The sequence below is a fragment of the Burkholderia sp. AU30280 genome (assembly GCF_020420125.1).
Taxonomy (GTDB): Bacteria; Pseudomonadota; Gammaproteobacteria; order Burkholderiales; family Burkholderiaceae; genus Burkholderia.
In genome coordinates, this window is sequence record NZ_JAIZRY010000014.1 from 120,324 (window position 1) to 134,595 (window position 14,272).

The following is a 14,272-nucleotide window of genomic DNA, read 5'->3' on the forward strand; positions in this document are numbered from 1 at the left end:
TACCCCCTGATCTAGCGCCATCGACATTAAAAAAGGCCAACCGCTCCAAGGTCGACCAATAGAAAATCATTCATTTATGCGTGGCGCTTCTCGTGATCCAGAAGCCATTGCTTGCGAGCTAGGCCACCGCCATAACCTGTTAGCGTCCCATCCTTCCCCAGCACTCGGTGACACGGTATGACAATCGAGACTCGATTAGCCCCATTGGCACCCGCTACTGCCCTCACTGCCAGGGGTTTGCCGAGTTTCTCCGCCTGCTCACCGTAACTGGCCGTACTTCCATAGGGGACCGCCTGCAACGCTTGCCACACCGATTGCTGGAATGGGCTCCCGGGCGTGTCTAGCGTCAGATCAAACTGTTTGCGCGTGCCGGCAAAGTACTCGCCGATTTCGCGCTCGGCTTGGCGCGTGTGAGCATTTTCCCCAGCTAGGATGCGTGCCCGCAAGAGTCGTTGGAGATCCTTGAATTCGGTTTCCAGCATCCGCCGATCAACGAACTCAAGCAGACATACGCCCTGCTCACTGGCGCACACGAACATCGGTCCCAAGGGCGTAGTGAAGCGATGGATGAGGATGACATTCGTCGCCTCGGTCGGCGCGCGCCCCGTCAGTTTCCTGCAGGTGTAGCCGAATCCGCTAAGCGAGTCGTAACCACTGTCTAACGCGACCTCGGTGGTACTCCGACCAGTCTTCAGTTCCTCCAGCGCCGTATTGATCCGCAGCGAACGCTGGAACGCTTGGAAACTCATCCCGTAGTGCTGCTGGAACCAGCGACGAATACGCTCCGGACTAAGACCGCGTTGCCTGAGGAGATAGTCACTCAGACGCTCCTTAGGATGAGTGCGCACCCAGTCGATGGCCTCGGCCACCTCGGGTGGCGCAGTGTTAGCGTTCTCGGTCGGCTTGCATACCTTGCAGGGTCGATAACCGGCGTTGAGTGTTTCCTTGAGCTCTGTATAGAACACGACGTTCTCGCGCTTTGGCTTGCGCGCCCGGCATGTCGCAATACAAAACACACCAGTGGTCTTCACCCCAACGTAGAAGATGCCGACATGGTCCGCCGCGCGCTCAACCAGCGCACGGTAATAAGTATCGATCTGCCGAGTGTCAGTGACTTGCATGATCGAATACCGGCTTGAAAGATTGGCTTGCACGCACGTCGATGAAAAGTTTCTGTAATACTTGGAGCGCATGTTGGTGCAAGAAATTGCCCATGCTGACGCGCTTGACACCTAGTGCAGCCAATCGCTCGAACGACGGCAAATTCGGCATGCACATCACGTTCAACGGAAGTGAAATACCGTCGACGATCGCGGCGATATCCGCTTCATCGGTTACGCAGGGCACAAAGAGACCATTTGCCCCGTTTTCCGCATAGCGCCGACCGCGGACAACGGTTTCTTCACGTGCATGGGCGACTCCCAACAGGAAGGTATCGGTGCGCACGTTGAGGAACAGCTTGACTCCGGATGCTAGCAAGCCCGTATTGATATCGTGCAGACGCCGCGAGAAGGTATCTGCGTCCACAAGGGTACGCTGCCCCTCACGCACCACGCTGTCCTCTAGATTGACACCGGCCACGCCCAGAGCGGCCAGTTCGCGGAGATTTGCTACCACGGCCTCGGGTGTCGCGCCATAGCCAGCCTCGACATCAACGGTCAGCGGCAGATCGGATACGGATCGCAAACGAGCGACCAGTGCCTTCAATTCCGGAAAACTGACCCCTTCTCCGTCGGCATAGCCCAACAAATCGGCAATAGCTGCACTGGAGGTTCCGAGCGCCGCGTAGCCGGCGGCTTCTGCCGCACGAGCACTGGTGGCATCCCAGACATTGGCAAGCAGCAGCGGTTCGTTTTGTTGATGGAGTTGGGCAAATTTCATGGAATGTTCCTCACTTGGATATGGTTCAAGTATGGGTTTCGGCCGATGACCTCACAACCGAAAACCAGACGGGTATTTTTTGTCCCGTCGCGTTACTTCTCCTGGCATCCGGCAGTCCTGAACACCAGGGTTTCGTCGAAAGTTTAAAGGATATGCACCTCAGGTTGGCGCGAGCGAGGGGACCATTCTGGCTACGCCAGGGCCTAGGTGCCGCGCTCGCAACCACGGCCAGCACCACCTAACCGATCCGGTTCAAGCTGATCAAATTCAGGTTGACATACTGTAAGCGGCTCAAGCACTCGTCGATTCCGAGATACTCAAGCGACTCGACTAGGGGAAGGCGGTACTCGGAGAACAGCACGCAGCGATACAGCAGCTCATTAACCGAGTAACTACTTTCGCCCTCGGTCAGAGTTACGGATCGAATGGCATCATCAATGCACTCCCTCGACCACGACCTACATCGTTCAATGGCCGCCATCATTCTTTTCAGTACCTCGACAGTCCCGCGCCACGGCGAACCGTGTGGAATGAGATCGTGCCACCTGATACGCGGCGTTCGCGTCATGAGAGGAAACAGGATTTCGATGACTTCATTCGGATCGTGAATGGTCTCCTCAACAAGTTCGACCAAGGACGTAAACCTGATCTCTGCAAGAATCTTGTTTGCGCGATGCAAAAAATGATCATGTGTGATCGATGCAATATTTACGACAACGGCGGCTTTCGATTCAGACATGCGCTGCCCTGTGTTCTTGTTTAGAAATCGGCGCGGCATTGGCGATGCCGATGACTCAAGTTGCGTGGGTGGCTGATCCAGAAACTAATTTGCTACGCTCACTTCCGCTGCATTTGCAGTTTCGGCACCCAGCACATCCGATTCAGTCGTATGTACTACGCGTACTTTCTTCACGGCAGCATCGGCGCGTGCAGCGGCTTCTTCCGCATCCTTGCCAACCGCCAGCACATAACCGTGCCTTTCGATGGATTGAGTGACAGGCCTCAGCATGTCGCCATTCTTCACCTTGAGGTCAAGCCTGATCACGCCATCGCACTGACGGGCGTCTTCCAGGCCAACGATCTCCTCCACCCGCCCGGGCGAAAAATGCATGTACCGAATCGCCGCGCCACCGGCGGACACCTGTCGCTCGGTTTCATTGCTCTTACCGAGCAGCCCACGCAGCATGTGTTCGAACATGTTGATGCCCGACGTCAGTTCCACCAGTTCGAAGATGCGATCGCCGCCCGCGCGCGTATGCGATTCGATGATGACGGGGCCGCTTTCACCAACGATGATTTCCGTGTGAGTCGGCCCATGCTGATGCCCGATCGATGTCAGAAACAAACGAGTCATCTCGTGGATTCGATCAATCGTCTCCTTCGGCAACCGGGAAGGTATCGTATGGCCGACTTCCACGAAATATGGCTCGCCAGTATGGAGCTTGTCGGTGACCGCCAGTATTTCATGTACACCGTTCCAGCTGATTGCCTCGACACTGACTTCTGGGCCGCTCACGAATTTCTCCGCAATCGGATTAACCCCTGGATAGTCGATCCTGATCTCCGAGAGTGCCTGATTGGCGCCGTCCCCGCTATAGAGTTTCTTGATGTGGTGACTACCGAGCCCTTCAATCGGTTTGACAATGATGGGATAGCCAACCTTCGCACCAAACGCTCTGATCTCTTCTCCACTCGCAACAACGCCGAATGGGATCGACGGGAAGTCACCCTTCGCCATGTGCTCGCGCATAAGCCCTTTATTTCGGGTGAGAGCGACCGGACCTAGCGGGTTGGCAAGAAGACCAAGTTCCGCGCCAATCTTGGCAGCATTGAGCACCCCCTGCTCTTGAAAGGAAACGACGGCATCGAAGGGGCGGATTGCATGCAGCGACCGCGCGATGGTAACCACTTCGTCCGCGCCCCGAATCGTCGTTACGAGTTGGTCGATTAGTCGAACATCATCCGTTGCGATATCTTCCTTGTTTTGAAGGACAGTTAGGTCGAACCCGAGGGCCTTGATCGCCCTGTAGAGATCACTCCAACCACCGACCATCAAAAGACGCTTCTTCATCATGTCTCGATTCCTATTTGATTGTGGGCCGAGCCCCAAAGGAGCGGGGCTTAGATAACGCGCGCATCACATATCCCGCCCGCGAATAAAGTCCATTCTCGTCGAAGCCGCGAAAAGCGCATGAAGCTTGTTCTGCCGCTCCGAGGAATTTTGCTGCAGTCGCTAACGCGAGCCTCGATTCGTTCCAGAAAGGGCGGTGCTCAGTTCCATCGTCGAACATCAGCCGGCTCACCAACGTGAAGAGGTGCTTGGGTATGTGTCGAACTGCGTGCAGCGCACCCGGATGGTAGGCATCGTCCAGCAGTACCAGCCCCGTGATGGGGCGGGCTGTCAGCAAACCCACTGATTCCATCACGAAGCGGTCATGCCCTAGGACGACATAGAAGCCGTCCTGGTCGATCCCATCGCGCAGCGATCCGATCACCGAAATACCCACCCACTTTGCCAGCAGTGCGCGGAACGCCTCGCCGTAAACAGTGTCCTCGACGAGGAAATACGCCCCCCCCTCATGCCCGGTATTTCTGATTTCACAGATGCACTTCTCCAGGAGTACGGCGTCGCTGCGCTGATAGCGGTATACCCGCCGCGAGCCGGCCCGACTCACATCCTCCAGCTCGATCGACGTGGCCGCGGGAAGTAGCACTGGGAGGTGTCGGTCGAGATAAAGCGGCAACGCACCGAGCGCCGCCGCGCTCGAGTAATGCCCGACGATCACCTCCGCCCCCCAACGCAGAAGCTCGGAAGCAGCCACTTTCCCGCCGTCCCGGCACTTCCGGTCATTCGAAATCATCACTTCGATGTTCGCGAACGCCGGATGCACGGCTAGACAGTGCTGCACCGCCTCCAAGAACGTTTGGGTGTGCGATGTGGCATCTTCACCCATAGCGATCGCGAGCCCCAGTTTGCGACTAGGGATCATTTCATTTCGAACGCAATGGCCGCCGCATAGCGTTTGGCCTTGATTTCAGTCTCGTTTCGACCTGCACCATAGACACCAAGGAACCCCCCAATGTCATTTCCATTGGGGGGGCGCCTGATTGTCGAACCCGCGGAGACAACCATCTTCAGCAAGAAAACGGATGGGTCGTCCAGAATCTCCTGAGGCACCGCGATACTGGCTATCTCGCCCTCATCGGGAATCAGGCACAGGGCGAAGGTATCCTTGCCCGTCGGCGTATAGGCGCTGTGCTCAGGACGCTTTCCGCAGGCGATGTCAATGGTTGCCCGCAGCGGGCAGTATCCAGCGGAAAGTCTCGCCATGAAATCGAGTCCGCCGCCTCCCGGCCGTGCTGCGATCTCCAGGATATAGGGCTTACCTTCATGAAAGCGGATTTCAGCGTGCATGACACTGCGGCGGAGCCCTTGTGCAACTGCGCCCTGGTGAACCGCGTCACGCACTTGCTTGATTTGCTCCGGCGTCAGATCCGTGGGGGCATGGTGGACATCGTCGTCGAAATGATTGCCCTCGAGCGTGACACGATCCACGATAGACCCCAAAACCGTCTCGCCGTCCCATATATACGCTTCAATCAAGAACTCCCGTCCATCGAGGAAACTCTCAAGCAGCAGCGAATGCGGTCCGCGCGTTTCGGGCTGACCTTCATTGGCGATGTGCGACATACTTTGAATGCCATTCAACGCCTTCGGATAAAGCGTCTGCAGCTCCTCTGCGTCATGGATCTTGTAGACGAACTGGCTGCCCGCGCCAAGCGTCGGTTTCAAGATGACGGGATAACCAATCCGGCTTGCAGCTGACAGCGCCGCATCTAGGGTCGGGACGAGATCGAAGGCTGGATGAGGCGCCCCCAAGCGAGCGTGCTCCTGACGCATGTAGTACTTGTTCCTACACCGAGTAGCGGCGTCGACGCCGATGCTCGGCAAGTCCAGCGCCTCGGCGATGGCCGCAGCGGCGATCACACTGCTTTCGGCGAAGGTGAAGACTCCGTCGAATCGCTGCGCGACGTGCAGAGATTTCGCAGCCTCGATCAAGTCTTCGAAGCTCTTGCTACCAGCGACGCATAAGCGTCCTTCCTTCCAGTGGTCGGATTCCGCGTTGCCAGACAAGACGTAAACCTCGGAGCCGTCCTGCTCGATCCGCTCGTAGCGAGGTTCGAAGTAGCTCCCGAATTGGGAAACTTCAATGGCGAGTAATTTCATCAGTTGTATGTTCCGTATTGATACTTGGAGCTGGCGCAAAGCCGACGATTTGCGCCATGCGAGTCATGCCTCGAATATCGTGTGATACAGCGCGTCCGTAATGGCGGGAGCTGCCTTAAACAGAACTGCGTCGCACGCCTCGAGTGCATAAACGTGGGTTAGCGCGGTCTTCTTGACATACGAAATCTCACGCTCGATACGATGTGGATGTTCGTAGTAGGTCATGAAACGAGGTTCGATCCTGGTGGTGCGATGCTTAAGCATCGCAAGCAAGCTATCGATAAGCGCTTCGACACCTCCCGAATAAGTTTCCTCGGCGAGTGTCAATCGAGCGGCGCTGACCTTGAGCCAGTGCGGATCGAAACCTGGAACCGTCCAGGTTCCCATTGCATCACCGAAATCGAGCAACGGAGGCAGGGGAGCACCATGCTGCTGGTCGTCGAGGCGCACATTCACATAAAACTGCGTGCGCGCTTCCGGCTTCGGACTTTGATCAGCAGCGCACAGCTTCACGGCAAGCGTTGGATCTCCCGTAGCGATGAACACAGCATCGAATTCGGTTGAGCCACCCGCATGGGTGACGCTCAGCACCCCGTGGGTTTGCTCCGTCACGTCATCCACGCGGCAGCATGTGCGGAGATTGACATTCGGGCGAGACCTCACTTTCTCGATCATGTCCAACAAAATGGCACGGCTATTCAAAATGTAAGAATCACCGCCTGCCAGGAGCCGTCGGTTCTCCGGAAATCGGTAATGCCGGGTCAACGGATTAGCTTCGCCGGCTTCGTACACTCTCCAGGGCAGACCGAGCGCCTCGTATTGCTGCAGCGCCAGTGCCAGGCCCGGCTCATCCAGACTGCGATAGCAATCGATGGGGATCAGCCGCTGCCCGCCACTTTCCCGATCCCACTTGAGCCAGAACGGCAGCGAACGAAGCGATAGCGCTTGCAATGGTCCGTTCGACGGGTGCACGATTCGGAAAAGTCGCGAGATATCTATAGACCGGCCTTTCTCGTTCGGCAAACTCTCGGCGTCAAACACCTCGACGGAAACGCAATCGTCCGCGCAGCGCAGCGCAAACAGCAATCCAATCACGCCTGCGCCGATCACCGCGACGCGCGCGCGCCCCAGGCGGTTGGTCACAGCGGCTTCATCCCGGCCAAGCTCAGCCGCGCATTACCGCTTTTCGCTTGCTCGTACACGCCGAGAGAAATGAGTCGCGCGTGGTGATCGATCATGATTGGCGCCATGCCGATGACCAACGCGGCGATTTCCGCGTTGGCTCGGTCGATGGTTCGATAGGTTTGCTCCCGCAGGTTGCGTGTGATGCGCGCTATGTTCTGCGTGATCCAGTCCGTCGCCGCTCGCAGACTGAAAGTATCCAGTGCAAAACAGGTATCACGCCTCAACACCATCTGCTCGACGGCCGGGTCGCGGTTCTCGGACCGAGATAACGGGGGGACAGGGTCAAATGCAGCGTAAGCGTCGATCAACGCATTCCATGGCGCGACCAGCCGCTCGTTGATCGCCTTGACCAATCCTTCCCGGCTGAAACTACTGCGGTTGTTTTCCGGACATGTCAGAGACAGGTAGAACCGAGCGTAGTCGCGTGGCACCTCCTTAATCAGATCCCTTGCCCAGATCAAGTGCCCGCGACTTGTAGAGAATTTCGAATCCTCGAGCTCGTAGAATTCGTTCGGGACGATCGTCGTGGGCAAAATGTACTTACCCCGATGAGCCATCAGCAGCGCCAGGTGCGTCACACCCCAGAAATAGGAATTGTCGAAGCCGAGGAAGTAAACGAGTTCCGCGTCAGCCTCACGTAACCAGGTCGAATCAATGTTCGCGCGTCGGTCATCGCCGCAATGAGAACAATACATGGATGCCGCCATACCCTCGGCCCATGCATTGATCACCTGCCCTTCTACTTCGGGGAACGGCGCCTTGATCCCCCAAGCGATCGGATATGTAATCGGAAAATCAATCAGCGGCTTGCTCAATAGTTCACGCATCAAATGCAGAATGTGAGGCCGCCAGCGACCGTTCACGCGCTCGTAGTACGCCTCGAGCTGGCTTCGGTACTCCTCGACCGGGAAGACGAGGATGTCGACCTCGCGATATTCCAGTTGCTCGAACGGCGCACGAGTGGACCGCGGGTCGATAAGCATGTCAAAGTTGTTCGGATGCCCGCATGATTCACAGAGACCTCCGCGGGTCGACCCCAAGCACTCCGGGCAATCGCCGCTGACATAGGACTCGACCATGAACTCTTGACGCACAACCGAGTACGGCAACCTGACCGTCTTCAACTTGAAAACCCCTTCGGCGTGGAGCGGCACGAGGAAATCACGAACCATCCTCTTGTACTCATCGTCGAAGGGCGCGTATCCGTCCAGTTCGACGCCCCATGCCTCCAGCGAGGCCTTAATGTCGCTTGCGGCCTCGCGGCACAGTGACGCCGGCGTCATATCCAGTTTTTCGGCGCTCGTAACGACGTAGGTCTGGCTGTCATCGGTTCCGGTCGCATAATTCACCCGCATTCCGCCAGCGCGACGGTAACGAGCAAAGATATCCGCGGCCAAATAGGGGCCCGCCATGTGGCCGACATGAAGGTCACCGTTCGGGGTGGGCGGGGGGGCAATAATCAGGGTTTCACGCATCTCAGGCTTCCGTGGTTTGATGAGTTTCGAGGAAACGTTCAGCCATGTCCTTGTCCCACCAGATGCTATACATTTCGAATGGTTCATCTCCAATGTTCACGATCGAGTGTTCGGTATTGGGCGTGAAATGCACGATGTCACCGACATTGAAGGGGATGGAATTTCCTTCCGTCTCCAGCCGCGCGCTACCGTTCATTGCAATGAATATTTCATATTCATGATGGGCGTGCGCAGTGGATCGAGTACCGGGCGCGATTACGCACCACGACCCTTCGAATGGAGCGTTGAGTAGCGGCCATGGCACGAGACGCTGAGCATGGAGGTTATTTTCGAATTTGAGCTCGTCGCGATTCAACTCTCTCTTCTCAAACATAACTCACCCCTTCTTGTTGGAGGACCTCCGAAGACTCAACGAATGCATCATCGTTCCGCACAGAGCTGTGGGGAGACGTCACTGAGCAGCCCCCTGAGTTGGGTACGACTGGGTGCTCAAGAATGTCGAGGAGAATCCTTCGCGCTCTGGTTGATATAACACTTAGCAGCGTGTCAGAAATTCCGTGCGACGCCTCCGAGATTCCTTGAACGTGCACCGAACAGTCTTTTGTAGTCTGGATACCTAATTTATAAGCACGAGAAATAGTCGGCGCACCTCCATTTTGCGACTGCACCACTGAATTCAACAGAGTTGGCATGCGATTTTCATAACCGGTTGCGAGGATAACCAGGTCGAACTCTTCCTGATGGTCGGTGTTGGACACCTTGTCGTTCCACGACAGTGCAATCTTGTTGCCATGCTCACGAGCTGAAGTAAGCTCGCATTGAGTCAGCATCCGAGCAGATTCCTTCCCGCTAAGCGCCTGCAGGTAATGGAATCGGAACAGCGACTCCATCGTGGAAGCAGACACGCCCGAATAATTCGTCAGATGCATTTCCTTCAGAATTCTTTGCTTCGTCTGGTCGCTGGCTTCGTAGAAGCGGTCTATGTAGTCGTTCTGATAGACTCGGTTGATGAACTTGCTCCCACCGTACGTGGACAAGCCAACCGATCGCATGATCAGGGATGTTTGCGCGGTGGGGAATTTCTCGATGCAGGCCTGGAAAATTTCTGCGCCACTTTGCGCACCGCCAATCACGGCGATCTTGCCCACGGTTTCTGGATCGCATCGCTCAACCTGAGCTAGAAATTGGGCGCTATGAAATAGACGATCAGAGTGAATGCCGGCGAATAGCGGAGGCACATGGGCGTCCCGCCCCGCGCCGAAGACGAGACGCTTCGCCCGATAAGCCGTACCCGTGCTCGTGGTCACTTGCCACCCCTGAATTGTGCCGTCGCCATTCTGGACAGGCTGAATTTCCTCGACCGCCTGGCCGTACTTGACCTCGGTCTTGGTAAGTTTGTCCGCGGCCCACTGGAGATAGTCAGCAATTTCCCTACGATACGGAAAAAACGACATCAGGTTGACGAACTCCTCCAGCCGCCCTTTCTCGTGCAGATAATTCAGAAAAGTGAATCGGCTGGTCGGGTCGCGAAGTGTCACCAAGTCCTTGAGAAAAGAGACCTGAGAAACTGCGCTGTCAAACAGCATATTCCGGTGCCAGCTGATACTGTCATCTTTTTCCAACATGACGACGCTTTCTAAACGTTCGCCCTGTTCGCACTCTTCGAGTGCGACTGCAAAAGCAATATTTGCGGGGCCACCGCCGATGAGAAGCAAATCCACATCACGCATTTTTACTCCTTGTAACATTAGACCAGTCACTCACGACACTTCCGTTTCGTGGGTGACATGATGAAGAGCACGTACGACACTAAGAGGTTATTTTCCCGAATTCTCGAGAAAGGACAGAGACCGGCGCGGCACCGAATTTCAGTAATTTAGAATGAAAATTCCCGAGATCAAATTCGGCTGCAAGTGCATTTCGTTGGGCGTCACGCAATGCTAGCAGCTTCATTTTTCCGGTGGTATACGACAAAGCTTGTGCCGGATATTCCGTATAGCGCCGCACTTCACTCACTGCGACATTCTCACTGAGCAGTGCGAAATTTTGCAGATACTCAGACGCTCGAGCGCTCGTCCAGCCGTACGAGTGAATTCCGGTATCGACAACTAGCCGCGCCGCGCGAAGTAACTCCATCCTAAGTTTTCCGATCGACTCCACCGGATCCTGGTAGTAGCCGGCTTCTGAGGCCAGCTCCTCTGCATAGAGTCCCCACCCCTCAATGAACGAGTTGAACCACGCACTTGCGAGAAAGGGAGGGAGTGCTGCTTGCCTCGCATACTCGAACTGCACGTGATGCCCAGGAATACCTTCGTGCGCGAGCAATGCCAAGCTGATTCCTCGATTCGCGCGGAGTATTTTCTGGACGTTCAGGCGGAGTTGCCCGCCGTGATCGGGCCTATCGCCCGGGAGGTAATAGGCGATCGGCGACGAATTGGACAAATGCTCTGGAATGTCGACGACAGCTAGCTCCCCAACGCAGGTCATGTCGACGACACGGGAGAAATCACTGCGCGCGCGCTCTACTACGCGTTCGACATAGGCCCGCACGTCATCCGCCTGAGCAAACGCCAATGCGGATGGCGAACGCTCCTGCGTGACGAGAAATGCCTGGAGATCTCGCGGGTGCAAACCCGTGATCGCGCTAATCCGATCGTGGATACGCGCGACCTCCGATTCTCCTAGACGATGAATTTCGTCGATAGTGCCGAAGTCATCCGTGTGCGATGCGACCAGCTGCTCGTATTGGTTCGATCCCGAGGTGATGTGGCAAAGTCCCGGCTGCTCGTCTGAACGTGCCAATGGGAGAACGACATCCTTAAGCGTATGGATGTACTCGCGGACCGACGGCCCCACGTGTTCGATGAATTGCTCCATCAGTACGGTACGGCGTGCGGGACAAGTGGCTTCCGGTATTAGCGCGGCGCCGTCCTCGGACAGCAGACTCTCCCATTGCCGTATAGCTTCACGTACGCTCCATTCTATTGGCGCACGTCCCGTTCTCGCAGCAGCCACCGTTCCAGGAATACATGAATCGATGAAGCGACCGGCCGACAACAGCAGCTTTTCGAAGCGGGCGCTTTGCGCCTCGCTTTCCATGCTGATTTGCGACAACCCCCCACTGATCCGTCCGAGCGGGGAATGATCGTAGCCGCTCACGAACGTCGCCCACAACCTCATATCGATCCGCTGACCCAGATCTCGCGTTTGCTGGCGCGCTACTCCAATGCCATGTGCATCGCCTTCAATCTCGCCGGATTGAAGCATGGTATCCAACGTCGAGAGACGTCCAGCCATCTCAGCCAGGGACTCGTCCGACATATCGGGGAACGCATGCGCACCCGTCGACACCATTCTCAGGGCATCATCCAGCGGATCGAACGCGATTCGGAGATCCAGTAATTCGGCTCCAATATCTCCAATCACTGTCATCAGACGTGCTCTCCATGCGACAGGGCATTGGCGTCGACATATCCCAGATGATGTTCGGACGGATCAAGCATGCCGGATTCCTGGAAATGACGCATCTGCGTTAGCACATGACCATATGCCGATTCCGCGTGGAATGATCCGGCGCTGACCCTTGCGACACCTGCCTCAAAGAACTGGGCGGCGGTCGGAGAACCCGGCAGTGACATTGTATTTAGTGGTCCTGAAATTGAAGATGAAATTAATCGGCAAAGCGTCAAATCCGTAAGCCCTGGAATGAAGATGCAATCCGCTCCCGCCGTGAGGTACGCGTTCGCCCGCTCAATTAGTGCGGCAGAGTCGTTACACTCCTGTCGAAGCATGGCATCGATGCGAGCGTTGATGAAAAGCGGGTAGGACATCGACGACGCAACTGCCCTGAATGCCTTGAGACGCGCAACTCCACCTTCGATAGAAAGCAGGCGCCTATCTTGAGAATCCTCAATGTTGACGCCGGCCACGCCGGCCTCCATGAGCGCGGTGACCACGACGGTCCTGCTGTCTCCCTGCGACACGAAACCATCCTCAATATCGACGGTTACCGGTAGCGCCGTCTGCGCAACAATCGCCGCGGCGCCTTGCAAAACGAGGTTTCGCGTCGCATGGTGGCCATCAGGCACACCGTGACTCCACGCCACGCCCGCACTGGTTGTCGCGAGGGCCTTCGCGCCGACCGATTCAGCTATCTTCGCCGTAAAAACGTCCCAGCAATTGTTCAGCAGCAAGGCACCGTGCTCGTGTAGCTTGCGAAACTCGGCAATCTTTGCATCAAGAGACGCTTTCGACATGGTTCTGATCCTTTGTTGTTGCGATATGACCATCATGCTTAATACCCACGACCACCAACCCCCCGGAAATAACGGCAAGCATCAGGCACCCCAGCCAGACGGTTGATCCGAAATTCCTGAACATATAGAGGCCAACAACTGGACCAACTGTCATACCCGCGAAAAACGCACTTTGGGTGGCTGCAATGCATCTACTACGAATCGCGACCGGGAATTTCGCCGGATACGCAAACATGGTCGGACCGCTAATCATGACACCGAGCACGACGAAGGCGGAGCTGATCTTCATCAGCCAGTCATTGCCAATCGAGTACCCGATCGCGGTAACAGCTAGGCAGATGAGCGTGGTACCCACGGTCGCCGGAATCCAGTCGCTGAACTTGCTTACAACGGCGCTGATCTTCAATTCGAGTACGACTAGAACAATCGCGTAGATCGTCAAAAGTGAGCTGTAGCTTGCAAGTGGGAGCCCCTTGCTCTCGATAGCAGCCGGAACCGTCGAGGTAAATTGAGTGAACACGACCGAACTCAGGAACATCGCCATCAGGAACGAGACGAATTTCCCATCTGCAACAATCGAGAGCCAGCTCACGGGCGCCACCTGTTGAGGAGAGAGCGAGTTGGACGTCGGTATCGTGCCGCCCGACAATTTGAGCCAGGCAATCAAGCCGTACCCAGCACTGCAGACGGCACTCAATCCGAATACGTAGTACCAACCATGGGGGATCAATGCGGTTGCGAGCAGAGGACTCAACGCTCCACCAACGTTAAGGGCCACTCGGAACATAGAAAACCCCATCACGCGATATTGCGAGGGAACGTGTTCGCTGAGTACTACGCCAGAAGCAGGGCGTGACATCTGCGCAAACAATCCGCACAGTACAAGCGCCCCCATCCAGACCCAAGCCGGCTCACTCGATATCACCGCACGCGGAATCAGCAGAACCGTCATCGCCAAGCCAAATGAAGCCAAGGCAATGGTTTTGCCATAGCCCAAACGCTCACTCAATGTGGAGCCGATGAACGTGCCACATATCGAAGCAGCACTGAACAGCCCCAATCCAAGTCCAGCTTGATCCAGGGAAAAACTGTTCATGTGCATGTAGGCAATCAAATAGCCCTGTATGACATAGCCCAACTGATTCAGGAACGCCCCGAAAAACAAAAACCGTGCTTCAGGGGAAAGTTCCTTGAGAAAGGTGCGCACGGTCAAGGAGGATGTAGCCTGATTCATACTGCTCCACTCA

The 14,272-nt window shown here is 56.1% G+C and carries 13 protein-coding genes; all 13 read right to left on the reverse strand.

All coding sequences use genetic code 11. The features are described 5' to 3' along the window. Positions 1-74: 74 nt before the first annotated feature. The 13 genes from LGN17_RS28255 to LGN17_RS28315 all read right to left on the reverse strand — a co-directional run bounded on the left by LGN17_RS28255 (position 75) and on the right by LGN17_RS28315 (position 14,259). On the reverse strand, positions 75-1,121 hold the full coding sequence (locus LGN17_RS28255; RefSeq protein WP_226200220.1) for a bifunctional transcriptional activator/DNA repair enzyme AdaA: 1,047 nt from the start codon (positions 1,119-1,121) through the stop codon (positions 75-77). Further along, positions 1,108-1,881: an isocitrate lyase/PEP mutase family protein gene (locus LGN17_RS28260; protein WP_226200222.1), complete on the reverse strand. Its 774-nt coding sequence runs from the start codon at positions 1,879-1,881 to the stop codon at positions 1,108-1,110. Before LGN17_RS28260 ends, LGN17_RS28255 begins: the two co-directional genes overlap by 14 nt. A 238-nt stretch (positions 1,882-2,119) precedes the next feature. After that, entirely contained in the window at positions 2,120-2,620 is a 501-nt protein-coding gene (locus tag LGN17_RS28265) for a hypothetical protein (protein ID WP_226200224.1), read from the reverse strand. Positions 2,621-2,704: 84 nt separating this feature from the next. After that, positions 2,705-3,955, reverse strand: a complete 1,251-nt coding sequence (locus LGN17_RS28270) for an ATP-grasp domain-containing protein (protein WP_226200226.1) — start codon at positions 3,953-3,955, stop codon at positions 2,705-2,707. 10 nt (positions 3,956-3,965) lie between these two features. Continuing rightward, positions 3,966-4,835, reverse strand: a complete 870-nt coding sequence (locus LGN17_RS28275; RefSeq protein ID WP_226200228.1) for an ABC transporter substrate-binding protein — start codon at positions 4,833-4,835, stop codon at positions 3,966-3,968. A 32-nt stretch (positions 4,836-4,867) separates the two neighbouring features. After that, a complete protein-coding gene (locus tag LGN17_RS28280) occupies positions 4,868-6,109 on the reverse strand; it encodes an ATP-grasp domain-containing protein (RefSeq protein WP_226200230.1) in 1,242 nt (413 codons plus the stop codon). Between the two features lie 63 nt (positions 6,110-6,172). Then, positions 6,173-7,252 (reverse strand): FAD-dependent oxidoreductase, encoded by a 1,080-nt coding sequence (locus LGN17_RS28285; RefSeq protein ID WP_226200232.1) that lies wholly within the window; start codon positions 7,250-7,252, stop codon positions 6,173-6,175. Further along, positions 7,249-8,769 (reverse strand): class I tRNA ligase family protein, encoded by a 1,521-nt coding sequence (locus LGN17_RS28290; RefSeq protein WP_226200234.1) that lies wholly within the window; start codon positions 8,767-8,769, stop codon positions 7,249-7,251. Before LGN17_RS28290 ends, LGN17_RS28285 begins: the two co-directional genes overlap by 4 nt. 1 nt (position 8,770) lies before the next feature. After that, entirely contained in the window at positions 8,771-9,142 is a 372-nt protein-coding gene (locus LGN17_RS28295; protein WP_226200235.1) for a cupin domain-containing protein, read from the reverse strand. Further along, positions 9,135-10,499: a SidA/IucD/PvdA family monooxygenase gene (locus LGN17_RS28300; RefSeq protein ID WP_226200237.1), complete on the reverse strand. Its 1,365-nt coding sequence runs from the start codon at positions 10,497-10,499 to the stop codon at positions 9,135-9,137. Before LGN17_RS28300 ends, LGN17_RS28295 begins: the two co-directional genes overlap by 8 nt. A 79-nt stretch (positions 10,500-10,578) precedes the next feature. Further along, positions 10,579-12,201 carry a DUF885 domain-containing protein gene (locus LGN17_RS28305; protein WP_226200239.1) on the reverse strand — a complete coding sequence of 541 codons (1,623 nt, stop codon included), beginning with the start codon at positions 12,199-12,201 and terminating at the stop codon, positions 10,579-10,581. Further along, positions 12,201-13,025 (reverse strand): isocitrate lyase/PEP mutase family protein, encoded by an 825-nt coding sequence (locus LGN17_RS28310; protein WP_226200241.1) that lies wholly within the window; start codon positions 13,023-13,025, stop codon positions 12,201-12,203. Before LGN17_RS28310 ends, LGN17_RS28305 begins: the two co-directional genes overlap by 1 nt. Then, positions 13,006-14,259: an MFS transporter gene (locus LGN17_RS28315; protein WP_226200243.1), complete on the reverse strand. Its 1,254-nt coding sequence runs from the start codon at positions 14,257-14,259 to the stop codon at positions 13,006-13,008. The genes LGN17_RS28310 and LGN17_RS28315 overlap by 20 nt, the downstream gene beginning before the upstream one ends. Between the last annotated feature and the right edge of the window lie 13 nt (positions 14,260-14,272).